The sequence below is a fragment of the Streptomyces sp. NPDC111520 genome (assembly GCF_055635295.1).
Genome location: NZ_JBVKBW010000021.1, coordinates 109,456 through 133,888 on the forward strand (window position 1 = coordinate 109,456; position 24,433 = coordinate 133,888).

Below are 24,433 nucleotides of genomic sequence, written 5' to 3' on the forward strand. Positions count from 1 at the left end.
TGCGGCCGTCGTGCCGCTGTGCACGGGCGGCGGTTCAGGGGAAGGGGTGCGGGGCGAGGTTCAGCTCCTCGGTCCGCAGGTCGTGGCCGGTGAACCCGGCCTCGCGCGGGGCCGTGCGCAACCGGGGCATGTGCAGGGCGCGCTGGCGGTACCAGCCGAAGTCGATGGGGACCAGCCCGGGTACGAGGACGGACGCCGTGTGCAGGCCGGCGTCGCGCTGTTCGGGCATCGTCTGGTCCACCACGACGACGTCGAACCCGCGGTCGGTGACGGCGGAGACGGCCGCCTCCAGGTCCTCGCGCAGGTCCGCGGCGGGCGGGCGGCCGGTCCGCAGGTCGGCTACTGCGAGTGGCCCGGCGAACGGTTCCTCGTCCCCGCGGTCCAGCAGGAAGGCGGCGTGCCGGGCCATCTCGGGCAGCCCGTACAGCAGCGGATGGTCGTGGAGCACCCGGACCGCGCCGAAGTCCGCCGCCATCGCCGCCAGCCGGTCGTGGTCCCGCTCGGTGCGGCGGCGCAGCTTGACGGCGTCGGTGGCGATCTCCGACAGGCCCGCGGCGAGGGCCGCCTCGGGGTCCCACGCGGCCCCGGCGCCGAAGCAGAGCGCACCGGTGCCCCCGTCGACGCGCTGCGCGACGGCGGTGACGACGGGGACGGGGAAGGTGATCCGCGTGTCGAAGAACCGGGCGCGGTAGCCGTACATCGCCAGCCGTTCGACCATGTGCCGGGTCGCGGCGCGTCCGCTGGTCGCCGGGTCGATCTCCCGCAGCGGCAGCCCGGCGTACCAGGCGATCAGGAACGCGTCCCGCTCGACGGCCTCCATCAGCCCGAAGAGCACGGCCTCCTCCAGGCTGCCGCCGGAGGCACAGCCGTTGGAGCTCTCCTGCACGAAGCGGTTCTCCAGGCCGCCGGGCGCGTGGTAGTACGCCAGCACCTCGGGGACCAGCACCGGGCGCCGCTCGCGCAGCGAGTAGCCCCACACCCACGGGAGGGGCCGGTCGGGGGCGAACGGCCGCACGACGTCCTGGGCCCGGTAGAAGGCGTCCGAGTAGACCCCGCAGGTGCGCGGGTCGAGCGCGTCGTCGCCGAGCGCGGTCAGCGGGGCCACGACGGTGGTCCGCTTGCCGCGGGCCCGCATCCCGGCCAGCCGCTCCATGCCCTCCAGCACCCCGACCCGCACGCTGCGGGCGTAACTGCCGGTGTGGCCGCCCCAGTAGGACTCCCGCAGGTACGCACCCGAGCGCAGGGTGAAGGCGCCGACGGTGGAGGCGGTCGACGCCGACGTCAGGTCCGGGGCCACCGACGGCCCCAGCATCCCCGTCACCGGGTTGACGAAGGCCTCCAGCGGCAGGTCGTACGCCTCGATCGGCCGGCCGCGGAAGCCCGCGGGATCCGCCTTGGGCACGCTGCGGGGCGTGATGGTGGCGCCCTCGGCGGAGTCGGGGACGCGGCGGTCGCAGTCCGGGCACTCGGCGTCGGGGACGACCACGGCCCGGTTCACCTCCAGGCTCTCCAGGTCCAGGAGGTGGACGACGGGATGGCGGCCCTCCGCGCCCGTTCCCCGGGCGGCCTCCGCGGCGGCGAGGAGCGCGGCGACGGCGTCCATGGCGAACGCGGTGGTGAACGGCCAGGTCCCCGCCGGCCGGGTGGCGGAGCCGAGTTCGAGGGCGTCACGGAGGATGCCGGGCCGTACGGCCTGCCACCGCCGGGCCAGGCAGCGGGTGCACGCCGGCTCCCCGTCCGCGCCGGAGACCGGCCCCACCAGGGCGTGGTGACCGTACAGGTGCACGGGCGCGGGGGAGGGGGGCGTGTCGCCCGGGGGGACCCGCTGCTCGTCCCGGAAGCCGAGCAGCGTGACCCGCGGCGGCGCGCCGGCGCGCGGGTGCCGGCGCAGGCCGTCGGCGAGCAGCCCCGCCACGACGACGTCGGCGGCGGGCGTCCGCACGCTCACGTCAGAGGGCATCCACGGCCCCGTGCGTGAGCAGGACCCGGGCGACGTGGACGCCGGCCGAGCGGAGGTCGGCGGAACCGGTGGCCACGACGAGGGCGTCGAGGCCGCGTTCCCGCGCCCGGCGCAGCACTTCGGCGCCGTCGGCGGCCGGGGTCGCGTCCCCGGCCTCCCCCGCCTCCCCGGTGACGGCGACGGTCATGGGGTCGAGGTCGCCCAGGAAGGGGTCGCCGGTGTCGAGGGGCGCGGTGAGCGCGTCGTCCCGGCCGAGCTGCACCTGGCCGAGGAGGTCGCGCAGCGCGCCGACCGCGGCCTCGCGGCGGGTCGGGGCCGCCTCGGCGGCCCACAGGGCGCGCCCGGTGCGCGGGTCCCGGGCGCGGGCGAACACCACCGGGGCGAGCCCGTCGGGGCCGCCCAGCTCCAGCAGTTCGGCCTCCAGCCCGAGGTTCACCGCCGAGCGCCGGAGGAAGACCACCTCCGGGTCGTCGGCGGCCCACCGCGCGGGCGCCGGCGTCACGGGGCAGGCGGAGCGCAGCGCCGCGGTCAGCGTGTGGAAGGCGGCAGCGGAGTACAGGGCGCGCACGGCCGCCCGCGACGGCGAGGGTCCCGCGGCCGTCCCGGCGGAGGTCGCCACGAAGAGGCGGTCGTGGTTGTGGTTGCCGAAGGTCCGCACGGCCGCCGCCGGCACCAGGGCGGTACGGGCCTCGCCGAGCGACGCCGCGGGGACCCAGGCGCGCACCGAGTCGGCGGTCGCGCCGGTTCCTGAGGCGATGTCCAGGGCGGCAGGGGCCAGCAGCGGCCACTTCTCGCGGGCCACCTCCAGCGCCGCCCCCGCCACGACCCCCCGCTGCGGGACGACGTGCTCGGCGTACACCTCCGCGGCGCGGTACAGCGCCCGCAGCCGCGCGCCCGCCACGTGGTGGACGTCGAACGCCGTGATCTCCCGGGGGCCGTCGTGCCCCACGGCCAGCCGGACGGTCCCGGCCTTGAGCGGGGTCTGCTCCCACGCGTCGTCGCCGAACGCGGCGAACACCCCGGTCCGCGCGTGCGTCAGCACCGCGCGGGCGTCGAGCGCGGCCAGGGCCTCGTCCGCGTCGGCCTCGGGGGCCACCTCCCGGGGCCCGGCCTCGGCCACGTGCCGGCCGTCCTTACTGTCCTGCGCCTCCCGGCCGTCCGTCAGGTCGGCGGCGGTGAGGGCGGCCCCGGCGGCGGGCTCCTTGTCCTCCCGGCAGAAGGGGCAGCGCGGGTGCGGCAGCAGCGGTTCGGTGACCACGTCGAGGGAGTCGAGGTCCTGCAGCACCAGGCGGCCCTCGGTCTCCGGGGTGAGCACACCGGTGACCAGCCGGAACACCTCGTACGCCAGCAGGTTGCCGAGCATGGCCGCCGGCGGTCCCGAGATCCGGCCCTGTTCGGCCTGCCCGGGGTCGTCCAGCCGGACCGCGCTCCACAGGTCCGCGGCCGCGCCGGGCGCGCCGTTGGAGCCCAGGCGCAGCGCGGCGCAGGACCAGCAGCCGGAGGTCCCGGCCGTCATCACCGGGCCGACCACCGCCTGGTCGCCGAAGGTCCAGGCGGGCAGCAGCCGTACGTCCTCGGGGATCCCGGCCTCGAGCAGCCGCAGGGCGGCGCCCGGGGCCCCGGTGGTCAGGACCACGTCGTAGCCGGCGAGGTCGTCCCAGCCGTCGTCGCCGGTCACGTCCCGGCGGACGACCTCGACGGGACAACCGTCGCCCTCCAGTCCCGCCACCTCGCGCAACGCCTCCGCGAAGGGGTCGGCACCGGGACCGCCGGCGGCCGGGAGCGCGAGCGCCGCGCAGCCGTTGCGGACCAGGCTCAGCGCGCACCACCGCGCCACCGGGTCGTCGCCCAGGACCGCCACACGGGTGTCGCGGAAGCGCCGGAAGCGGCTCCCGGCCTCACCCACGTAGTGGTCGATGTAGTCGACCTGCGCCGCGAAGCGCTCCGCCACCTCGGGGGCCAGCTCGTCGAGGCCGTCGCTGCCGGGGACGACGTCGCGGGCGAAGCCCCTTCCGTACAGGGCGCCCACCAGCTCGCCGACCATGGCCCGCTGCTGCTCGCCCAGGCCCGCGCAGATCTGCTCCACCCGGTTCGTCCCGTTCAGGTGGGGAACGACCAGCGTCGCGAACCGGTAGGCCGATCTGCCCCGCAGATTGAATCCGCCGTGAGCATTATGGAATACGACACCGTCCGGAGTCCCGGTGAAAAGGACGTCACGGCGGATACGGGGATACGAATGCGCGACTTCCTCGTACGCAGCGGTCATGCCGTCATTACTCCCATTCGGGCGCGGTCAGCGGACAACGGATACCGGCGGTAACATCCCGACCGCCGGGGAGCGGCGTTCAGGGGGTTGCGGACATATCGGGACCGGACGCCTCCGTCCGTAATTCCATCGCCCCGCGGGCGAGAATCCGGAGCGAGTCGTGCATTCGGTAGTGGCCGTCCGGGCCCTCCTCCAGGAGGCCGGCCCCGAGGAGTGTTTCGAGCACCTGCGCGGCGCCTCGGGACAGCAAAGGCTTTCCGTTCGCGGGCGCCGCCCGGGCGATATCGGAACGGCCTCCGTAATGGTCTCGACCATTGGCGCCGGAATGCGGGCGGTGACGTCCGGGAGGTCCGGCCGACAGGTCGTCGCCGCGCAGCACCGCCAGCTCCAGGCGCTGCAGGGCCGGCCCCGGGTCGACGCCGAGCTCGGTGCGCAGGTACTCCTTCACCACCCGGTACTCGCACAGCGCCTCGGCGCGCCGCCCGGTGCGGTGCAGTGCCTCGACGAGCTGCGCCCAGAAGGGCTCGTGCGCCGGGTGGGAGCGGGCCACCGGCCACAGCTCGGACAGCACCTGGCGGCAGCGCCCCAAAGCGAGTTCCAGGTCGAAGACCCGCTCCATGGCGCGCAGCCGCTCCTCGGTCAGCCGGGGCACGACCTCGCGCTGCAGGATGTCGGAGTGGATGTTGGCCAGCAGCGGGCCCTGCCACAGGGCCAGCGCGGTCCGCAGGACGCGCAGCTCGCGCTCCGGGTCGGACGTGCCGTCGGCGGCGCGCAGCAGGTCGCGGAAGGCGATGAGGTCGAGCGAGCCGGCGTCGGCGCCGATCCGGTAGCCCCCGGGGACCGCCTCGATGAGGGTGCCGGCGATGCCGTACTTGGCGAACAGCTGGCGCAGCCGCTGCACGCAGGTGTGCAGGGCCGACCTCGCGCTGACGGGGCGCTCGTCACCCCAGACCACCCGCTGCAGGAATTCCGCGGACACCGTGGAATTGGGGTGCAAAAGAAGTGCCGCGAGGAGATTGGCGGGCTTGGACGGCTGGAGCGCTATGACGTTGCCGTCGTCCGCTATCCTCACCGGTCCGAGCATGAGGAACTTCGGACTGAATTCGTCCGAACCTAATAACGCGTTCGGTCCGAGATCATCGGACGCTTCTTCGACACGGTCGACAGATTGCCTTTTATGCATTTCCGCCCACACTCCCCGCTGACGCCGGGAACGTATCACGCACACGAACTCGTCACAAGGGGGCCGCAAGGCTTTCCCGAGGGATTGCCGCGGCAGCCTATGCACCATTTAACCTAAAACATCTACGCGTGTCGACCCATAGTCGCGAAAAAGTCCGGCGGGCTCCTCCGGCCGACTTCGGGCATTGCTCCACGAATGTGCGGAAGTCGGTGCGGAGCGGCGCCGGAGAGCGCGGCGCATTCGTGTCGCCGCTCCGCCGCCGTCCGCCCGCCGCCCTTCCGGCCGGCGGCGCCCCGGGGAGCCCGCCGGGAGCCCGCCGCGAGGCGGTCCGTTGCGGCAGGGGACGTACAGATGCGAGGACCCGGCGTAAAAACGCCCTGCATCGGGTAAAGAGGGCTCCGTGGCCGTCTCCGGCAGGAGGCGACCGCGGGTCACGCAGTCGGCGTGGCTCTTCAGCTGGCACGTGAAGGATGGACGCGGTGGCGACAGGCGTCGTGAAGTGGTTCAACTCGGAAAAGGGCTTCGGCTTCATCGCACAGGACGGAGGTGGCCCCGATGTGTTCGCGCACTACTCGAACATCGCCGGCAACGGCTACCGCGAACTGGTCGAGGGTGAGGCCGTGACGTTCGACGTCACCCAGGGGCAGAAGGGCCCGCAGGCGGAGAACATCATCCGCAACTGACGGTCCGCGACCGGGGTGGCCGGGTCGTCGCCGGCAGCGCTCTCACCGCTGCCGGGGAGGCCCGGCCACCCCGTCTCCGTGTCCGGCCCCGCCCTTCCCCGCCCCGTCCCCTTCCCGCGGGGCCCGCCGTCGGGCCCGCGCCAGGGGCGAGGACACTGGGCCGGTATGACGCACTGGTACGAGCAACGCGACGTCGAGGACGGCCTCGTCCGGATCAGCGAGCCCCACGTCCACCAGATCGTGAAGGCCAACGTGTGGTGGCTGCGCGGCTCCGAGCGCGACCTCGTCGTCGACGCCGGGCTCGGGGTGGTGCCGCTGCGCCGGGACATCCCGGACGTCCTCGCGCGCGACCCGCTGCTGCTCCTCACCCACGCGCACCTCGACCACGTCGGCGGGGCCCACGAGTTCACCGACCGTGCCGCCCACACCGCGGACGCCGCGGCCCTGGCGTGCGGGGTGCCGGCCAGTCTGTACGGGCCCGAACTCGCCGAGCGGCTGGGCGCCGAGGAGGTGGGCGACTCCTTCCCGGACCTGCTCCTGGACGCCTTGCCCGGCCCCGGGTACGACCCCGGCGGCTACGGAATCGGCCCGGTGACGCTCACCCGCACCATGAGCGGGGACGACCGGATCGACCTCGGCGACCGCGTCCTCACCGTCGTCCACCTGCCCGGCCACACGCCCGGCTCCGTCGGCCTGCTGGAGGAGCGCACCGGGGTGCTGTTCTCCGGCGACGCCGTCTATGACGGCCATCTCATCGACGACCTGCCCGAGTCCGACGTGCCGTCCTACCGGCGCACCGCGGCGTTCCTCGCCGGGCTCGACGTCTCCGTCGTCCACCCCGGCCACGGGCGCAGCTTCGGCCGTGACCGGCTGCGCGAGGTGGCGGAACGCTACCTGCGCCGCAGCGCGCCCGCGGAGCACTCCTGAGGCGCCGGCCGGGGCGGGCGGGGTTCAGGGCGGGCAGGGCGCAGGTCGGGCGGGGTTCACGGCAGGCGCAGGGTGACGTAGGCGATGGTGTCGCCGGGCAGCACATAGCGTTCGACCTCGACGAAGCCCCGGGCCTCGGCGAAGCGCAACCCGGCGGTGTTGGACGCCAGGACGACGGTCTCCACCGCCGCCGCGCCCATCTCGCGCGCCCGGTCCAGGCCCCGGGTGTAGAGCCGGGTGCCGAAGCCCCGTTGCCGGTGGCCGGGCAGCACGCGGGCGATGACCGTGGCCGTGGCGTCCTCGCCGGCGGGCGGCCGCACGGTGGTGCAGCCCACGACGGCGTCATCGAGGTACGCGACCTCCAGGTGGTGGCGCCGCGAGCGCTCCCGTACGTCGTCGAGGGAGAGCGGGCCGGTGGGGATGATCGTGTTGTGGACGAACCGCCAGTCCTCGAGCATGGCGTCGCCGTGGGGCCGTTCGATGCGAAGGGTCGACATCGCAGCAGGAAACCGGTGCACGGCGAGGGGCGTCAACCGCATTTGCCGGAGCCCGGCCGCGGCGCCGACGCGTCGTGCGGCCCGGCGGGGGCGGGCAGCGGTTAGCGTGGGCCGGGATCCGGAGGAGAGGCCTGGTGCAGACCACCCTTGCCGTGCTGTTCGCGCTGCTCGCGGCGGTCAGCAACGCCCTGGCCACCGTGCTCCAGCGCTACGCCGCCCGCACGGTGCCGCTCGCGGTGGGCCTGCGTCCGGCGCTCCTCGGCGAACTGCTGCGCAAGCCCGTCTGGCTGGCCGGGTTCGGCGCGGTGGTCGCGGCCGCCGCGTTCCAGGCCCTGGCGCTGCTGAACGGCGCGCTCTCGCTCGTCCAGCCGCTGTTCGTGCTGGAGTTGCCCTTCGCCCTGTTCATCGGCGGTCTGGTGCTGCGCCGCCGGCTTCCGCCGCGGGGCTGGGCCGCGGTCGCCGCCACGGTGGTGGGGCTGGGTGTGGGGCTGTGGGCCGCGGCGCCCAGCGGCGGGGTGGACCGGCCGCACACCGGTATGTGGGCCCTGGCGCTGCCCAGTTGTGCAGCCGCCGTCCTGGTGCTGGTCGGCACCGCCGTACGGCGTCCCGCGGGCCGGGTGCGCGCCGCCTGCTTCGGGCTCTCGGCGGCCGTCTGCTACGCGCTCACCGCCGGGCTGCTCAAGGACGCCACGCAGACGTGGGACAGCGAGGGGCCGGCCGCCTTCTTCACCGCGTGGCAGACGTACGGCTTCGCCCTCGTCGGGGTCGCGGCCGTCTTCCTCCTGCAGAACGCCATGCAGTCCGGGCCCCTGGTGGCCTCCCAGCCCGCGCTGACGCTGGGGGACGCGGCCCTGAGCCTCACGCTGGGTGTGACGGTGTTCGAGGAGCACCTGCGCGGCGGCTGGTGGCGGGCGCCGATGCTGGTGGGTGCGCTCCTGGTCGTGGCGGGGGCGTTCGTCCTGGTCCGGGTCCCGTTGGTGCGGACGTTGGTGGCGCCGGACGCGCCCCGCTGAGCGGCACCGGTCGGGCGCGTGGCGTTCACCCGCCGGGAACCCGCGATTCCGGCCATGCTCCTGTCAACCGGATGTACTGGCCGCCATGAGCGGACACCACGCCGACACGGCGCACACGCACGCGCACGGACCCAGCCGACGTTCCCTCCTCGCTGGTGCGGGCGGCCTGCTGATCGCGGCCTCCCTGCCCGGCACCGCCCTCGCCGCGGGCACCCGTACCGCCGCGGACACCCCCGCCACCAACCGGGCCGGGGCGTCCCGCGCCTCGCTCGTCACCCAGGGCACCGGACTCGTCCACGCCGACCTGCACAACCACACCCTGATGTCGGACGGAGACGGCGACCCCGCCCTCGCGTTCGCCTCCATGCGGGACGCCGGGCTCGACGTGGCGGCGCTCACCGACCACACCACCCTCCTGTCGATCAACGGCCTCTCCAAGGGCGAGTGGGACCGCACCCGGCAGCTCGCCGACGCCGCGAACGTCCCCGGCGCCTACACCGCGATCCGCGGCTTCGAGTGGTCGCACCCGCTCCTCGGCCACGCCAACGTGTGGTTCACCGACCAGTACGTCGACCTGGGCGGTGCCAGTTCGATGGGCTCCCTCTACAACTGGATCGCCGGCCGTGACGCCGTGGCGGGCTTCAACCACCCCGGCCGCGAGATCGGGCGCTTCAACGACTTCGCCTACTCGGCCGCCGTGCGCGACAAGATGGTCAGCGTCGAGATGTTCAACCGCGGCGACGACTACCTCTTCGACGGCTGGTCGGACCGCAAGTCCTCGCACCTCAACGCCGTCCTCAACGCCGGGTGGCGCACCGGGATCACCGGAGTGAGCGATCACCACGGAACCGAGTGGGGCAAGGTCGAGGGCGTCGGCCGCGCCGGGCTCTGGGTCACCGAGAACACCCGGGCCGGCGTGCTGGAGGCCATGCGCGCCCGCCGCTTCTTCGCCACCCGCTTCTCCGGGCTGCGGCTGGACGCCACCGCGGACGGCGTCCAGATGGGCGGTGTCCTGCCGCTCGCCGCGGGCGACGTCCGCTTCGCCGTGGACCTCGACCGCGGTCCCGACTGGCTGGGCAAGCCCCTGAACATCCAGGTGCTCCGCCCCGGTTCCGACGCGCCGACCGTGGTCGAGGTCGTCCCGGCCACGTCCGGCAGCCTGGCCGAGTTCACCGTGCCGCTCGACGTCGAGGACGGCGCCTGGGTGGTGCTGCGCGTCTCCGACCCCTCGCAGCCCAACGGGCAGCCGGGGCCGTCCGGACACCCCTGCAACGACCTGGGCGTCGCCTACTCCAGCCCCTGGTGGCTGCAGCCCTGACGGCGCACCGCGCCCGCCGTGCCCCCGGCGCGGCGGGCGCGGCGTTCAGTCGAAGCCGAGGTCCCGCAGGTTGGTCCTCGCCAGCTCCACGATCTCGTCCGCCCGGCCGGAGAGGATCGTCCGCGTCGCGAAGAGCGTGAACCCCTTGATCTGGCCGTAGGTGATCTTCGGCGGGAGCGACAGCTCGTGGCGTGCGGTGCGGGCGTCGACCAGGGCCGGGCCGTCGTGCTCGAGCGCGGCCGGGAGCACCTCCTCCAGCTGCCCCGGCCGTTCGGCCCTGGCGCCGAACAGCCCCGCCGCACGCGCGACCTCGGCGTAGTCCGCCTCGCCCAGGTCGGTGCCGAAGTTGACGATGCCCGCGGCCTTCATCTCCAGCTCGACGAAGGACAGCGCGGTGTTGTTGAAGACCACGATCTTGACCGGCAGGTCCAGCCGGCGCAGCGTCAGCAGCTCGCCCATCAGCATGCTCAGGCCGCCGTCCCCGCACAGTGCCACGACCTGCCGCCCCGGATGGGCGGCCTGGACGCCGATGGCGTGCGGCAGCGCGTTGGCCATCGTGCCGTGGTTGAACGAACCGATCAGCCGCCTGCGGCCGTTCATCGTCAGGTAGCGCGCCGCCCACACGGTGGGGGTGCCGACGTCGGCCGTGAAGACGGCGTCCTCGGTGGCGAGCTTGTCGACGGCGGCGGCAACGTGCTGCGGGTGCATGGGGGAGTGCGACGGCCCGGCGGCCGCGAGGTGGTCGAGACGGCCGCGCACCTTGCGGTAGTGCCCGGTCATCCGGTCGGCGAACGACCGGTCGGTGCGCGGCCGCAGCAGCGGGAGCAGCGCGGCGGCGGTGTCCTTGACGGTGCCGACCAGCGGGACGTCGACATCGGTGCGCCGCCCGATGTGCTCACCGCGTACGTCGACCTGGACGACCGGCACGTCGGGACCCGGGTAGAACTGGCGGTAGGGGAAGTCGGTGCCCAGCATCAGCAGGGCGTCGCAGTGCTCCATCGCCCGGTAGCCGGAGCTGTAGCCGATCAGGCCGGTCAGCCCCACGTCGTAGGGGTTGTCGTGCTCCAGGAACTCCTTGCCGCGCAGGGCGTGCACCATCGGCGCCTTCAGCGCGTCGGCCAGCGCCACCGCCTCGTCGTGCGCGTCGTGGCAGCCCGCGCCGCCGAGGACGGTCACCCGTTCCGCCCGGTTGAGGACCTCCGCGGCGCGCGCCAGGTCCGCGTCGCCGGGCCGTACGTGCGAGGACGCCGCGACGACCGGCCGGGGCGGCACGGGCAGGTCGACGTCGGCCAGGAACAGCTCGCCCGGGACGACCAGCACCGCGACGCCCCTGCGCTCCAGCGCCGAGCGCATCGCGATCCGCAGCAGCCGGGGGACCTGCTCCGGCAGGCTCGCCATCTCGCGGTAGACGCTGCACTCGCGGAACAGCTCCTGCGGGTGCGTCTCCTGGAAGTACTCGCCGCCGATCTCGGCCCGCGGGATGTGCGCGGCCACCGCCAGCACCGGCACGCGGCTGCGCTGGGCGTCGAACAGCCCGTTGATGAGGTGGAGGTTGCCCGGCCCGCAGCTGCCCGCCGCCACCGCGAGCCGCCCGGTGACCGCGGCCTCGCCCGCCGCGGCGAAGGCGGCGGTCTCCTCGTGCCGTACGTGGACCCACGAGACGGCCCCGTTGCGCCGCAGCGCGTCGGTGAAGCCGTTGAGCGAGTCCCCCGGCAGGCCGTACACCCGCCGTACGCCGGAGGCCGCGAGGGCCGCGACCATGACATCTGCGACGGTGGTACCCAAGAGGACTCCCTGGCGGCTCGTCGTCGGAACGCCTGCGGTGCCCGCGGCACCCCGGACATTTTGTGACATCCCGCTCCGTCCGGGGCAAGCGACACGGCGCGCGGTGCGTCACCGCGGCCCCGGTAGGACCCTGGTGGACCGGCCTGACGCCGGACGCCCGACGCCGGACGCACCGCGCCTCGGCAGGGTCACACGCGGATCGCCCACAGCGTGCCGCCGCCGTCGAGGACCGCGACGAAGTCGCCGCTCGCGGCGGGCGCGGGGACGCCGGCGCTGTCGAACTGCCCTGACCAGAGCGTGCGGCCGTGCTCCACCTCGACGACCCGTACGCTGCTCCAGCGCTGGAAGACCCGTGCCCGCCCCGTCCCGGAGAGCAGGGCGTACGCGCCGGTGGTCTGCACCCGCCGCGGATCGGCGTGCCACCGTTCCGCGCCGTCCTCGGCGGCCAGGCACAACGATCCCGATCCCGTGGGCAGGACGAACCCGCCCGCGACGCTCCTGGTCGCCCGCTCCTCCAGACCGGCCGCCCGGTACGTGCCGCCCCAGGTCCAGGCGGGCTCGCCGGTGAGCCCGTTCAGCGCGGTGGGCTCCCGGCGGGAGCCGGCGGCCAGCGGGAGGAACACCGTGGTGCCCGACACCAGCTCGTCGAGCGACTGGTAGGCCCCGACGACGTAGGCCTCCGGCTTCGTCTTCTGGAACGGGCTGCGCCACATCACCTCTCCCGAATCCGCCGTGCGGCAGACGAGGTCGACCGGGTCCGTCCCGCCGGCCTCGTAGCAGAGCAGGCCCTTCCCCAGGGGCCGCGCCGAGTCGCCCTGCGGCTCGAAGTCCTGGCGTGCCCACACCTTCTCGCCGGTCCTGCCGGACAGGGCGATCCCGCGGCTGCACAGGATCAGGTCACCGGCCAGGATCCAGGTGGCGGTGTACGGGGAGAACACGTCGGTCGACCAGCGCTCCTCGCCGGTGCGCGGATCGGTTCCGGTCACGTAACCGTTCTCACCGCTGATCAGCAGGCCGCTGGGGCGGTGCACATCCAGTCCCATGGCGCCGTGGGTCACCGACCTCCCCCACCGGCGCTCGCCGGTGGCGGCGTCGAAGGCGTCCACGCGTCCGCCCTTGCCGGCGGGGTCGCCGGTCAGGGCCAGCAGAGTGCCGCCGACGACCGTGAAGCGCGCCTCCCGGGCCCAGGCGGACTCGAGGGACACGTTCCACAAAGGCCTGCCGGTGGCGAGGTCGAAGGTGTGGAGCGCGGCCGTGTCCTTCCAGTAGTGGCCCGCGGCCACATGGCACCGCCCGTCGGCCAGGACGACGTCGGGACCGTCGGAGTTGATCAGGTCGACGTTCGGGATCCGCTGCGACCAGGCGACCGGGTCCCGCTTCGGGTCGCCGGTCAGGTACATCGCCGCCGCCCCTCCGGCGACCGCGACCGCGGCGACGCCCGCGCCGCCCCGGAGGAGGGTGCGCCGGCTCATGGGCCCGCCGGCCGCCGGCCCGGCGGGCGCCAGGGACATGGTCGCCGCCGCGGGACGACCCGCCGCGTGCCCCTCCCGGTCGACGGCGGTGGGGGTGTACTGCCCGCGGGCGGCGGGTACGGCCTGCCGCGCACCGCCCAGACGCCGCAGTTCGTCGGCGAGCACGGCGGCCGACTCGTGTCGCTCGCCCGGGTCCTTGGCCAGCAGCCGCCCGATCAGGCGGTCCCACGGAGCGGAGACGCCGGACATGAGACTGCTCGGCACGGGGGGCGGGTCGTGAAGGTGGGCCGTGACGTAGCCGAGGGTGTCCGGGGCGTCGAACGGCAGCCGTCCGGTGAGCAGTTCGAACAGCACGCAGCCGAGGGAGTACAGGTCGCTGCGCTGCTCGGGACGCCCACGGGCCTGCTCCGGGGCCATGTACGCGGCCGTGCCCACCATGAACCCGGTGTGGGTCAGCCGGTCACCGGTGGCCGAGGGGTCGGCGGCGCGGGCGATCCCGAAGTCCAGCACCTTCAGGCTGCCGGAGGCCGTGATGAACAGGTTCGCGGGCTTGATGTCGCGGTGCAGGACGCCGGCGCCGTGCGCCTCGGTCAGCGCGTCGCACACCTGCGCCCCCCACCGCGCCGCGTCCTCCTCGCCGACGGGCCCGCGCCGGACGACGGCGTCCAGGCCCTCGCCCCGCAGCAGTTCCATCACGAGGAACGGCGTGGTGCCCTCCTCGGTGGCCGCCTCACCGAGGTCGTGGACGGTCACGATGTGGGGGTGCTGGAGCGCGGCGGTGATCCGCGCCTCCCGCAGGAACCGGGCGCGCGCCTCGTCGGCGCGGCTGCCGCCGCCCGCGAGCACCGAGATCACCTTGACGGCGACCGGCCGCCGCAGGCTGACGTCCTGTGCCTCCCACACCTCCCCCATGCCGCCGCGCCCCAGCGGGCGCACCAGGCGGTAGCGGTCGGCGAGTATCGGATCCCGGTCGTCCACGGCCCCATGTCCCCCGGAGGTAAGCGGTCTTCACTCGGCAGCGTTGATCGTAGACCGTGCCCTCCGGGCGACACGGGCCCCCGTGGTGCGGCGGGGCCGTTCCTCACCGGTCCTTCACCGTCGCGCCGCCCCGACCTGTCAGATCCACCCGCGTCGGGTGGCCTCCATGGCGATCTGGAAACGCGTCTGCGCGCCGAAGCGCTGCATGAGCCGGGTGACATGGCGCTGGACGGTCCGTTCGCTCCAGCCCAGGGCGCGGCCGGCGGACTTGTCGGTGGCGCCCGCGGCGAGCAGCGTCAGGAGTTTCGCCTCCTCGGCGGTCAGCTCGTCGGGCGCCTGCTCCAGCCGCACCGAGGAGGCGCCGGTCGCCGGCAGGCGCACCTGGACGCTGCGCTCCCACAACGTCTCGAAGAGGGCGATGAGCGCGTCGAGCAGGGGCGAGGGGTGGATCAGGTAGGAGGCCGTCACCGCGTGGTCGCCGGGCCGGAGCAGGGGGATGATGGCGAGCCGGTCGTCGGAGATCGCCAGCTTCATCGGCAGGCCCGCCGCGACCCTGGCCTGCTCCCCGTGCCGGACGCCGACGGTGACGTCCGCGAGCCAGCCGGGCAGGGCGAGCACGGTGCTGTCGTAGATGACGCGGTAGGCGACGCCGCGCTTGAGCAGTTCGAGCTCGATCGGGTTGGGCTCGGTGTGCTCCTCGTGCGAGGCGTACGGCGGCCGGTCGAAGCCCCGCACCTGCGTGCGTGTGCTCTGCTGCAGCTGCGCCCAGCGGCGGTTGACGTCGTCCCGTCCCGAGACGACCTCGACCAGCTCGCCGGGGTTCACGAAGCGCGTGCCCGCGCGGTAGAGGTCCATCAGGCCTGCGACATGGGAGCGCACGTCGTTCAACGCCCGTTCCCTGTCGCGCAGTACCGCCTCCAGCGCGCTGTCCGGGGAGACCGCGGCGTAGGTGACCGGGCGCCCCGTGGAGCGCACGGCGAGCCCGAGGGAGACCAGCGACCGCACGCTGCGGCGCGTCGCGGGAGCGGGCAGCCGGCAGTCGTGCGCCAGGTCCGCGACCGTGGCGTGCACCCTGCGCACGAGGGCCTCGTACACCGATTCGTCCTGCCGGCTCAGGCCGATGGATTCGAGCATGGTCCGTGGTCCGCCTTCGCGCTCTCTTCACGTGGCGTACTCCCGTCACCTGACGGGAAGTCGCCCTGCGATCATCTTGTCATTCCGGCGAAGCGGATGTCAGCGTTCCCCTCGGTACTTCGTCTTTCCGGGGTGCGCGGCCGCGGGCGGCGCCGTGCGCCGTGCTCCTGGTCGGGGACGCGGTCGAGCAACGCAGCACGGTCCGCATCCGGGCCGGGCACGACGTTCGCGTCGACCTCACCGTGCGCCGGGGGACGGCCGGTACGGCGGCCTCCCCGGGCGTGCGACCGCCGTGTGGCCCGGCGATCGACGGCGCCACGCCTCGACCGCTTCGGCCGGCCACCCCGTCCGGCTCGCCGGCCCGCGCCTTCGCGCCGCACCGGCGGAGCCGGCTCAGCAGGGCTGTTCGGCCCAGATGGTCTTGCCGTCCTCGGTGTGGCGGCAGCCCCAGCGCTGGGTGAGCTGCGCGACGATGAACAGCCCCCGGCCGCTCTCGTCGAGGGTGCGGGCCCGCCGCAGGTGCGGGGTGGTGCTGCTGCTGTCGGAGACCTCGCAGGTCAGCCCGTTGTCGTGGCGGATCAGGCGCAGCCGGAACGGCGGATGGGCGTAGCGGATGGCGTTGGTGACGAGTTCGCTGACGATGAGCTCGGTCGTCTGGGCCGCGTCCGGAAGGCCCCAGGCGGCGAGCTTGCCCGCCACGTGCTTGCGCGCGTTGGCGACCGCGGCGGGGTCGGGCGTCAGGTCCCAGGTGGCGACGGCGCCGCTGCCGAAGGTGCGGGTACGCGCGGCGAGGACCGCGGCGCCGGGCCGGTCGGCCTCGGGCAGGGCGCGCAGGACGGTGTGGCAGACGGTCTCGAGGGAGGGGAGGTTCTCCCCGGTGCGGGCGAGACTGCTCAGGAGGGCCTCGTCGGCCGGCTCGCCCGGGCGGGTCCCGGTGTGCACCAGCAGGAGGCTGCCGGCGGGGAGTTCCACCTCGGTGGCCCCGGAGGAGGGCCGTGCCTTGCCCAGCGGCCGGGACGGCGGGAGCGCGATGGTCGTGACCTCGCCGTCGGGGGTGACGACGATGGGCGCCGGGTGCCCCGCGGCGGCGAGCGAACACCGCCCGGACACCGGGTCGTAGACCGCGTACAGGCAGGCGGCGCTGACCCCGGTGCCCGCGGGCCGCAGCCGCCCGAGAACGTCGTCGAGGTGGGTGAGCAGTTCCTCCGGCTGGAGGTCGATGTCGGCCAGCGTGCGCACCGCCGCCCGCAGTTCGGCGGCCGCCGCGCCCGTCACCGTCCCGACCTCCGCGGAGACCGAGCCCGCCACGAGCGCGACCCGGGCGCCGGGCAGTGGGATGGCGTCGAGCCAGTGGGCGCTGGGCCCGGAGTGGTCGCACGGGGTGGTGCAGCGCCCGACGACCTCCACGGCGGCCGACCCCGGCAGTGCCGTCACCAGCAGGTCGCCGGTGGCCGTCGGGGCGTTCATGCCGCCGCCCTCGAAGGGGTGCGCCGTGGTCGTGGCGTCGGGATCCCCGGTGAAGCAGGCGCCGGCCGCCGCGCACTGTCTGCGCTGCAGCCAGAGCCGCGCCCGGCAGAGCACGAGGCTGAGGGCGACGGAGAGCACGGCCGCCAGGATGACGACCGTCCGGCCGCCCGCCGACACCCCGCGGATCGCGAAGCCGTAGATCACCACGCTGGCGACGAGCGTCGCGGCGCCGATGACGAGGGTGCGCCGGACGGGCAGCAGGGCGGCGGCCACGAGGGGGGCGAACTCCGAGTACGGCGACCAGCGGACCAGACCGCCCTCGGACGCCTCCAGCTGCACCGCGCAGACCGCGCCGAGGTAGCACAGCAGCAGCAGGGGGCCGAGGCCCCACGGGACGTGCAGCGAGATCATGCTCGCCAGCGTCCTTCCGTGACCGGTGCGTCCCTCCGGCGCCACCGCGCGCCCGCCGTTCACGGGGCGGCCTCCGCCGGATGGGGCGACCGCGGGGAGGGCGGGCCCTGGCCGCTGCCCGGCACCGAGGGGCGCTGCACCGCGACCATCGCGAGGTCGTCGTCGAGGCGCCGTCCGGTGTGGGCGTCCAGGTCGTCGCCGACCTGCCGGAGCAGCTCTTCGGGACCCTCCCAGTCCCAGGTGCCGGCCCGTTCGCACAGGGGGTAGAAGCCGCCCGAGGCGTCGCGGGCCTCGATGGCGCCGTCGGTGTAGAGGAGGAGGGTGTCCCCGGCGCCGAAGTCGAAGGTGTCGAGGTGGAAGTCGTCCGGGGTGTCGCCCGCCAGCCCGAAGGGCGGTGCGGGGCGGTGCGCCTCCAGGGCGGTGACCCGGCCGTCCTGCCGGACCAGCGGCGGCGGATGACCGCAACTGACGACCCGCACGGCGTCGGTGCCGTCGGGCACCTCCACCAGGAGGGCGGTGATGAAGCGTTCACCTGCCTCGGGGTCGGCCTCGGCCAGCTGGGCCAGGTGCCGTTCGACGCTGCGCTCCAGGGAGGCCGCCAGCTCCGGCAGCGTGTCGTGGTGGTGGGCGGCCTCGCGGAAGGCGCCCAGCAGTGCGGAGGCGTCCTCCACGGCCGGCAGCCCCTTGCCGCGCACGTCGCCGATGAGGAACCGCGTCGCGTGGTCGGTCCGGGTGGCGCCGAACAGGTCCCCGCCCACCAGGGCGTGCGCGGCGGCCGCGCGGTAGACGGAGGCGATGCGCAGCGGCCCCATGCGGGCTGGGATCGGCCGCAGCAGCACCCGTTGCGCCGCCTCGGACACCGCCCGCACCTCGTTGAGTTCCCTCAGGTCACGGTCGTGCAGGGTGCGCGCGGCGATGACGAAACCGGAGACCGCCAGCAGCGCGCCGATGTGGATGGGCAGGACGGACGAGTGCAGCAGCCCGTCGTGGCGGTCGACGAGCAGCATCGCCGCACTGGCGACCAGGGCGACGCACGCGGTGAACCGGGCGCGGGCGAACGCGGCCGTCGAGGTGGGGGCGGCCACCAGCAGTGGTGACAGGTGGATGGCCACGGGCGCGAACGACCCGGCCAGGGTGATCGCCGCGATCAGTCCGGCCGGGAGGGACATCTGCGTGCGGATGCCCGCCCTCGGGAGGCGTTCGCCGGCCCGGCCGGCGTGCCGTAGGTGCCTCCCCCGTCCGCCGGTGAGGCGCGCTCCCGAGGGGCGGACGCGGTGCCCTGCCCGCGCTGCTGCCGGGACGGGGGAAGAGAAGAGGTTCATGGGGGGTCCTGCGGGTGGTCGTACGCCGGGCGCGGACGGGACGCGTGCGGTACGCGTGCGCCCTCCGGCACGGTGGGAACGCCTGACCACGCACCTGCGGACGGACGGGACGTCACCCGGCCCGGTGGGGATCCGGCCGGTCGGCCGGAACGTTCAGGGGCGGCCTGCGCTGGGGGCCCGGGACACGGCCGCCGTCGCGGAACCGTGCGGGTCGGGCGGTAACACCGGCTGCCGCCGGTACGTGACGGGGCGTCCGGCATCGCCGGGTGCCAGGTGCGCCGGAGCAGGTCCGGCACCGGTTGTGTCCGGGCGCCGGGTGGTGCGCGGACTCGTGTGGATCATGGCCCCACCGTCCTCACCTTGCCGCATCGTGGAAGCCATTGCCGCAATGCGGTATCCACTGTGCGACCCGCATTCGGCATCGTCAAGGCAACCGGGTCGGCGCCGGGACGCGGGGACGGTAATGCGCGACGCGGTCGCGCTCGTCGAACGGCCTCCGGGCCCGCCGGCAGGGTGCGCGCGCCGCGCGGGCCGGTCCGCGGCGCGGGGCGTCGGGCCGCTCCGAGGATGCGGCCCGGGCCGTGCCCTCACCCGTGCTCCCCGGCTCGCGCCGGGAGGGGCCCCCACCGTCCCGGAGGGCGGGCCCGGTGGCTCCCCCAGATGACGCCGGGGGCAGGTGACGACACGGCCCGGCTAGGCACGGCCCCCCCACATCCGGCCCTCCGCGATGGCCAACGCGCACTCCATCGCCTGGGCCGCGAGGTCCTTGGCCCGGGCGGGGGTCAGGCGGTGGGACGGCCCCCCGACGCTGACCGCGGCGATCACCCGGCCGTCGCCCGAGCGGACCGGGACGGCCAACGAGTTCAGGCCCGGTTCGAGCTCCTGCTCGGAGAACGCCCAGCCCTGCTCCCTCACCTCCTCGAGCTGCCCGCGCAGCACCGCCGGGTCCACCACGGTCCGCGGGGTCCTGGCCGTCAGGCCCTCGTCCAGGACGAGGGCCAGCACCTCCGGGTCGAAGGCCATGAAGACCTTGCCCGCCGCGCTGGGCTGCAGGGGCATGACCTGGCCCTCGTGGCCCCGGTATACGATCGAGTGCGTCGACTGCGCCCAGATCACGGTGATCCGCCTGCCGTCCTGCCGGACCTGCAGGCCGCAGCACTCGCCGCAGTGGTCGCGCAGCGCCGTCACGACCGGTCTCGCCCTGGCGATCAGGTCCGACGCGGCGCTGGCCGCCGCGGACCAGGCGATCACCCGCAGGCCGATGCTGTAGGCGGTCCCCTCGCGCTGGAGGAGGTTCTCGCGGACGAGCGTGCGCAGGATGCGCGCGACGGTGGAGGACGGCAGGCCGGTCCTGCGGACGATCTCCGAGGCCTGGAGGCGGGGGGTGGTCACCGAGAAGCAGTCCAGGATCTGGGCCGACTTCTGGACCACCTGGACGGAACCGCCTGCCGCCCCGTTGCGATCAGCGGTCATGGCCGCATCGCCTTCTCTCGTCCTCGCGCGGCGGGAAGCGCTCCCGCAACGGCACCTCACCACTGTCGGTGGCGTGCAGCGAGGGGTCAAGCAAGGCGGCCCTTGCCGTACGGGGCGGTGGCGCCGCAGGTCACGACCGGTCGAAGGTCGGGGGCACCGGCAGCGTGGACCACCGCGGCACCGGCCAGGCGACGACGAAGGCGCGGCCGACGACGTCGTCCAGCGGCACGAAACCGCCGCCCGGTTCCTGGACATGGGCACGCGAGTCCCGGGAGGCGTCGCGGTGGTCGCCCATCACCCACAGGTGGTCCGCGGGGACGGTGACCTTCCCGACCGGCAGGTCGTCGCACGGCGTCGCGCCGGGGTAGACGTACGGCTCGTCCAGCGGCTTCCCGTTCACCGTCACCGGCTTGCCGCTCTCGCAGTCCACGGTGTCGCCGCCGACCGCGATCACGCGCTTGATGAGGTCCCGCTCGTCGGAGGAGGGCGCCAGTCCGACGAACGCGAGCGCCTTCGTGATCACGTTGCCGCCGGCCGGCTGCGGCTGGTCGTCCAGCCAGTTGCCCGGGTCGCGGAAGACGACCACCTCGCCGCGCTGCGGTGTCGCCCCGAACCACGGGGTGAGCTTGTCGACCAGCACCCGGTCGCCCACCTGCAGGGTGTTCTGCATCGAGCCCGAGGGGATGGAGAAGGCCTGTACGAGGAAGGTCTTGATCCCCAGGGCCATGACCAGCGCCACGACGACGAGGATCGGCAACTCCTGCCACCAGGGGCGCTGCCCGCGGGCCTTCCGGGGCCGTCCACGGCGGGCCGCCGTCCCCGGCGCGTCCTCCCCGGCGTCGTCGCGGACACCCGTCCGGCCGTCCTCCCCAGCGGTCATGGCTGCTCCTTCACGGTGTCGGTACGTCGGGCGCGGTACGTGCCCGTACACCTGAACGATCAGGAGTTCCCGCCCTCACCTTCCCGCGGCCGGCGGTCCCGGATCGGGCGGGCGTGGAACCGGAGCGCCTGCTCGCGCGTGGTCACAGGACATGATCGGGAAGAAGGACGCCACCGCCGTGGGCGGGCATTTGGCGGCGGTCTGGCTGGCGGGCTGCGCCCTGACCGCCGTGCAGTTCCAGGTGGTGCTCGTCGCGCTGTTCCTCGGCAGGCCGGTGGTCCTGGCCGCCGCGCTCGCGTGCACCACGGCACTTGCGGCGGCGCTGCTCGCCGCGCTGGGCAGGGCCGCCCGGGGCGTCGTGCCGCTCACCCGCCGGACGGCGGGTCTGGCGGTCTGGACGGCCGGGGTGCACGCGTTCGGCACCGCCGGGGCGTTCGCCGTGGTGGTGGTGCTCCACCACGTCGGCGAACTCGGGTACCAGGTGCTCCTCCCCGCCGGGGGTACCTGTCACGCGCTCGCGGCCGCGTTCTTCCTGCCCGGCGCCAGGGCCCGGCTCACCGCGCTGGGCGCGGCCGTCGTCCTCGCGGCGGGCGGCGCGTACGCCGCCTGGGACGCCGCACGCCCGCCCACCCTCGACGCGTGGCTGAGCGCCAACCGCGTGGACCACGCCCTGCTGCGCGTCGGCGACGCGCCGCCCGGTTACGTACTGCGCGTCGGGGGCGCGAGCGCCGACGGCTTCGGCGCCCGCTACGAGAGCGCGGCCCACGAGGGCGGCTCGGCGGCGCTCGGCCTCCGGGTCGAACGCGCCGGATACGACACCCGGCGCGTCGACGCGCGCGGCTGCCCCGTCCCGTTCGGCCAGGAGATCCACTGCCGCGACGACGGCGGCGGGCGCCTGCTCGTCCTCCACGGCGGCGACCACCCCACCCGTGAACTCCGGCTGCCCCACGACGGCCTGGTCGTCACCGTGTACCTGCAGGGGTCCGGCGAGGCCGGGCTCCCGGCCGCCCGCCATGTCCTGTCCACGCTGCGGCCGGCGACCCGCGCCGAACTCGCCGGCCTGGTCGAACTGCCGATGCCGCGCTGACGGAGCCCGAGCCGGGCGTGCGGGTGGGCCGGGCCGGAGTCCGGGACCCCGGCCCGGCCCACCCGGCGTACGGTCAGCCGCAGTCACCCGCCGGGCGGGAGCGGGTCACCAGGTCGAAGGACGTGGTGGTCGTGTCCAGCCAGAGCACCCGGCCACCGGTGGCGGCCACCGCGTAGGTCTGCCGGCCCGGGGCGCACGAGACGCGGCCCAGCGGGGCACCCTTCGACGTGAACTGGACGAGCCTGGTGTCCAGGTACGGCAGGTCCGTCGGGTACAGCGGGTCGACGGTGAGGGTGACGGCCGTGTCCGACGCGGTCAGGGTCCACGCCCCGAGGGCCGCGGTCGAGGTCTCCGGGATCACGTCCTTCGTGCCCGAGCCGTCGAGGCCGCTCCGGCGCAGGGCCGGCTGCCCCGCGTCGTAGGGGTCCGCGTCGGCGAGCCAGTACACCCCGGAGCCGGTCGCCACGGGCCGACTGGTCCACACCGCGCGGCTCGGGGTGCCGAGCGAGGTCCTGCCCGTGCGGGTGTCGAAGACGTCGACGGCGGCGCGCCGGTGGTCCGGGTCGTCGCCCCACCAGCCGCTGACCGTGTAGGCGATGCGCCCGTCCTTCACGGAGGGGAACTCGGCCCGGACGTCGGCGCCGGCGGTGGTGGCGTCGGGGCGGTGCAGCGGGACCGTGTGCGGGACGGGGTCGGACCCCTGGAGGTACCGCAGGGTGGTGCGGCCCTCGTCGCCGTTCTCGTACCAGGCGACGGTGTCGCCGTCCATGCTCAGGCTGCCGATCCAGGCGGAGGAGGTGCTGTAGAGCCGCTTCGCCGGGCCGCCGGTCACGGGGGCGGACATGAGGTCGTAGGTGTCGCCGACGGCGAGCCACACCACGCGCCTGCCGTCGGTGACGGGGCTGAGGTGGTAGCGCCCGTCCTCCGGGGAGACCTGACGGGCCTTGCCCTTCCCGTCCAGTCGCCCGGTCCACACCGAGTACGGGGCCGCGCTGTCGGCGCTGGAGCGGGGGACCGCCCACCAGCCACCGCCCGTGGCCGGACCGATGTCGTTGGCGACGCCGGTCTCCAGGGTGCCGAGGCGGCCGAGCAGGACGTCGCTGTCCAGGCCGAGGGCCTTCTCCCAGCCGGGGACGATGCCGTGGGTGTCGAAGGCCTGCTTGACCTTCGCCATGCGGTCGCCCTTGACGTGCAGCGACTTGGCGGCGGCGAGGACCGCGTCACGGCCTTCGGTGAAGCCGTCGAGGGGGGTGATGTAGGAGGTGAGCGCCTTGTAGACGATCTTGTCGGCGAGTTCGCCGCCCAGGCTCTCGCGGATGTCCCACAGCGCGCCGCCGAAGATGTGCGAGTTGAGGTGGACGCCTCCCTGGTCGCTGCGCGACCCGAGCGGCATGCTGAGGAAGTCCCCCGTGTCCGCGCCGTCGTTGAGGTCGCGGAAGGCGCAGTCCTTCGGTGCCAGTGTGCGGCAGAGGTCGCCGCCGATCAGGCCGGCGTCGGGGTCGGTCATCGGGGTGCGGTTGACGGTGACGTCGATGGCGTTGCCGAAGTAGTCGGCGATGGCCTCGTTCATGGCGCCGGACTGGCCGGCGTAGACCAGGTCGGCGGTGTGCTCGACGACGCCGTGGGTCATCTCGTGGCCGACGACGTCCAGGTCGGAGGCGAGCGAGCGGTACTCGTCGTCCCCGGTGCCGTAGACCATCTTGCTGCCGTCCCAGAAGGCGTTCACCCAGGGGTAGCCGAGTTCCGCTGTGACGCCGACGAGGGAGTTGAGGGCCATGCCCTTGTCGTCGAGGCTGTCGCGGTCGAAGGTGCCGCGGTAGAACTCGTAGACCTTGCCGGCCGCCCAGTGGGCGTCGACCGCGCCGCTGTCGGTCATCTCCTGCGGCGCCTTCGTGGTCGGCATCGCGAACGGCACGGCGCCCTCGGGCCACCGCTCGTCGAGGTCCATCCACCAGAGGCTGGAGCCGTCCCAGGTCTGGATGACGTTGTGGCTCCTGCTGCCGGCCATGTGCGCGCTGTCGCGCAGCAGGTACTGGCCGGTGGCGGCGTCCTTGGTGAGGTTCAGCGGCACCGTCGCGCCGTTCAGCAGCCTCCCGCTGCCGGTGACCTCCGTCGATCCGCCCGCGGGAGCGGCGGGCGTGCCGGACGCCGACGAAGTGCCGTTCCTCGCAGCGCCGTTGGCGGTTGCCGCGGCCGTGAGGGTGCGCAGCGCCCCGGCCTCGTAGCGGAGCACCCCGGTGGCGGCGTCGACGTAGACCTCCTGGACCACGGGCGCGCCGGTGGCGGGGTCGGTGCCGCGCACGGTGACGTGGCGGGCCAGCACGCCCTTGCCGTTGGGCAGCACGGTCAGCCCCCGGTCCGTGCCGGTCAGGCCGGCCCCGTCCGCGGGACGGGAGGACGCGGCGGCCCCGCCGCCGGCGGTGGGGCGCGGGCCGCGGGCGAGCGAGTCCTCGACCTGCCGTACGGCACGCTCCACGGCGGTGGGGGCGGGGAGGGTGGGGTGGGTGGTGTCGAGGTCGAGGGCGGTGAAGTAGGTGCCGGAGGTGCCGGTGACGGTGCGTTCGCCGTCCTTGTGGG

17 protein-coding genes are annotated in these 24,433 nt (G+C 74.6%); 5 read left to right on the forward strand and 12 right to left on the reverse strand.

The window, feature by feature from the left end; translation table 11 throughout:
* Positions 1-34: 34 nt before the first annotated feature.
* From ACZ7MY_RS35760 to ACZ7MY_RS35770, 3 genes are all read right to left on the reverse strand, one after another.
* Entirely contained in the window at positions 35-1,960 is a 1,926-nt protein-coding gene (locus ACZ7MY_RS35760; protein ID WP_499608499.1) for a TOMM precursor leader peptide-binding protein, read from the reverse strand.
* On the reverse strand, positions 1,950-4,046 hold the full coding sequence (locus tag ACZ7MY_RS35765; RefSeq protein ID WP_499608501.1) for a TOMM precursor leader peptide-binding protein: 2,097 nt from the start codon (positions 4,044-4,046) through the stop codon (positions 1,950-1,952). Before ACZ7MY_RS35765 ends, ACZ7MY_RS35760 begins: the two co-directional genes overlap by 11 nt.
* Positions 4,047-4,305: 259 nt before the next feature.
* Entirely contained in the window at positions 4,306-5,298 is a 993-nt protein-coding gene (locus ACZ7MY_RS35770) for an AfsR/SARP family transcriptional regulator (RefSeq protein ID WP_499608503.1), read from the reverse strand.
* A 590-nt stretch (positions 5,299-5,888) separates the two neighbouring features.
* On the opposite strand from ACZ7MY_RS35770, the gene ACZ7MY_RS35775 reads away from it, so the two are divergent.
* Together ACZ7MY_RS35775 and ACZ7MY_RS35780 are read left to right on the forward strand one after the other, a co-directional pair.
* Positions 5,889-6,092, forward strand: a complete 204-nt coding sequence (locus ACZ7MY_RS35775; protein ID WP_018557881.1) for a cold-shock protein — start codon at positions 5,889-5,891, stop codon at positions 6,090-6,092.
* Positions 6,093-6,257: 165 nt separating this feature from the next.
* Entirely contained in the window at positions 6,258-7,019 is a 762-nt protein-coding gene (locus ACZ7MY_RS35780) for an MBL fold metallo-hydrolase (RefSeq protein WP_499608505.1), read from the forward strand.
* 56 nt (positions 7,020-7,075) lie between these two features.
* On the opposite strand, the gene ACZ7MY_RS35785 is transcribed toward ACZ7MY_RS35780, so the two are convergent.
* Positions 7,076-7,516, reverse strand: coding sequence for a GNAT family N-acetyltransferase (locus ACZ7MY_RS35785; protein WP_499608507.1), 441 nt, complete (start codon positions 7,514-7,516; stop codon positions 7,076-7,078).
* 134 nt (positions 7,517-7,650) lie between these two features.
* Here ACZ7MY_RS35785 and ACZ7MY_RS35790 point away from each other — a divergent pair, with 134 nt between their 5' ends.
* Together ACZ7MY_RS35790 and ACZ7MY_RS35795 are read left to right on the forward strand one after the other, a co-directional pair.
* Complete coding sequence (locus tag ACZ7MY_RS35790; RefSeq protein ID WP_499608509.1) at positions 7,651-8,529, forward strand: DMT family transporter; 879 nt, start codon at positions 7,651-7,653, stop codon at positions 8,527-8,529.
* A gap of 85 nt (positions 8,530-8,614) precedes the next feature.
* A complete protein-coding gene (locus ACZ7MY_RS35795; RefSeq protein WP_499608511.1) occupies positions 8,615-9,847 on the forward strand; it encodes a CehA/McbA family metallohydrolase in 1,233 nt (410 codons plus the stop codon).
* A gap of 45 nt (positions 9,848-9,892) precedes the next feature.
* Here ACZ7MY_RS35795 and poxB read toward each other — a convergent pair whose 3' ends face one another.
* From poxB to lepB, 7 genes are all read right to left on the reverse strand, one after another.
* Entirely contained in the window at positions 9,893-11,632 is a 1,740-nt protein-coding gene (gene poxB, locus ACZ7MY_RS35800) for a ubiquinone-dependent pyruvate dehydrogenase (RefSeq protein ID WP_499608514.1), read from the reverse strand.
* A 188-nt stretch (positions 11,633-11,820) separates the two neighbouring features.
* A complete protein-coding gene (locus ACZ7MY_RS35805) occupies positions 11,821-14,082 on the reverse strand; it encodes a protein kinase domain-containing protein (protein WP_499608515.1) in 2,262 nt (753 codons plus the stop codon).
* A 138-nt stretch (positions 14,083-14,220) separates the two neighbouring features.
* Positions 14,221-15,216, reverse strand: a complete 996-nt coding sequence (locus tag ACZ7MY_RS35810; RefSeq protein ID WP_499608517.1) for a helix-turn-helix transcriptional regulator — start codon at positions 15,214-15,216, stop codon at positions 14,221-14,223.
* A 393-nt stretch (positions 15,217-15,609) separates the two neighbouring features.
* Positions 15,610-17,094: a SpoIIE family protein phosphatase gene (locus ACZ7MY_RS35815; protein WP_499608518.1), complete on the reverse strand. Its 1,485-nt coding sequence runs from the start codon at positions 17,092-17,094 to the stop codon at positions 15,610-15,612.
* 59 nt (positions 17,095-17,153) lie between these two features.
* Entirely contained in the window at positions 17,154-18,263 is a 1,110-nt protein-coding gene (locus tag ACZ7MY_RS35820; protein WP_499608520.1) for a PP2C family protein-serine/threonine phosphatase, read from the reverse strand.
* 846 nt (positions 18,264-19,109) lie between these two features.
* Positions 19,110-19,889 carry an IclR family transcriptional regulator gene (locus ACZ7MY_RS35825; RefSeq protein WP_499608523.1) on the reverse strand — a complete coding sequence of 260 codons (780 nt, stop codon included), beginning with the start codon at positions 19,887-19,889 and terminating at the stop codon, positions 19,110-19,112.
* 130 nt (positions 19,890-20,019) lie between these two features.
* Positions 20,020-20,769, reverse strand: a complete 750-nt coding sequence (lepB, locus tag ACZ7MY_RS35830) for a signal peptidase I (RefSeq protein ID WP_499608525.1) — start codon at positions 20,767-20,769, stop codon at positions 20,020-20,022.
* 151 nt (positions 20,770-20,920) lie between these two features.
* Here lepB and ACZ7MY_RS35835 point away from each other — a divergent pair, with 151 nt between their 5' ends.
* A complete protein-coding gene (locus tag ACZ7MY_RS35835; RefSeq protein WP_499608526.1) occupies positions 20,921-21,856 on the forward strand; it encodes a hypothetical protein in 936 nt (311 codons plus the stop codon).
* A gap of 73 nt (positions 21,857-21,929) precedes the next feature.
* Here the strand turns inward: ACZ7MY_RS35835 and ACZ7MY_RS35840 are convergent.
* Positions 21,930-24,433, reverse strand: a 2,504-nt coding sequence (locus ACZ7MY_RS35840; RefSeq protein WP_499608528.1) for a M4 family metallopeptidase, incomplete at its 5' end; no start/stop codon positions are given.

Coding starts and splice junctions, on each gene's coding strand:
- ACZ7MY_RS35835 (WP_499608526.1), top strand. CDS start 20,921: ATGATCGGGAAGAAGGACGCCACCGCCGTGGGCGGGCATTTGGCGGCG.
- lepB (WP_499608525.1), bottom strand. CDS start 20,769: ATGACCGCTGGGGAGGACGGCCGGACGGGTGTCCGCGACGACGCCGGG.
- ACZ7MY_RS35820 (WP_499608520.1), bottom strand. CDS start 18,263: ATGTCCCTCCCGGCCGGACTGATCGCGGCGATCACCCTGGCCGGGTCG.
- ACZ7MY_RS35785 (WP_499608507.1), bottom strand. CDS start 7,516: ATGTCGACCCTTCGCATCGAACGGCCCCACGGCGACGCCATGCTCGAG.
- ACZ7MY_RS35795 (WP_499608511.1), top strand. CDS start 8,615: ATGAGCGGACACCACGCCGACACGGCGCACACGCACGCGCACGGACCC.
- ACZ7MY_RS35825 (WP_499608523.1), bottom strand. CDS start 19,889: ATGACCGCTGATCGCAACGGGGCGGCAGGCGGTTCCGTCCAGGTGGTC.
- ACZ7MY_RS35815 (WP_499608518.1), bottom strand. CDS start 17,094: ATGATCTCGCTGCACGTCCCGTGGGGCCTCGGCCCCCTGCTGCTGCTG.
- ACZ7MY_RS35780 (WP_499608505.1), top strand. CDS start 6,258: ATGACGCACTGGTACGAGCAACGCGACGTCGAGGACGGCCTCGTCCGG.
- ACZ7MY_RS35810 (WP_499608517.1), bottom strand. CDS start 15,216: ATGCTCGAATCCATCGGCCTGAGCCGGCAGGACGAATCGGTGTACGAG.
- ACZ7MY_RS35760 (WP_499608499.1), bottom strand. CDS start 1,960: ATGCCCTCTGACGTGAGCGTGCGGACGCCCGCCGCCGACGTCGTCGTG.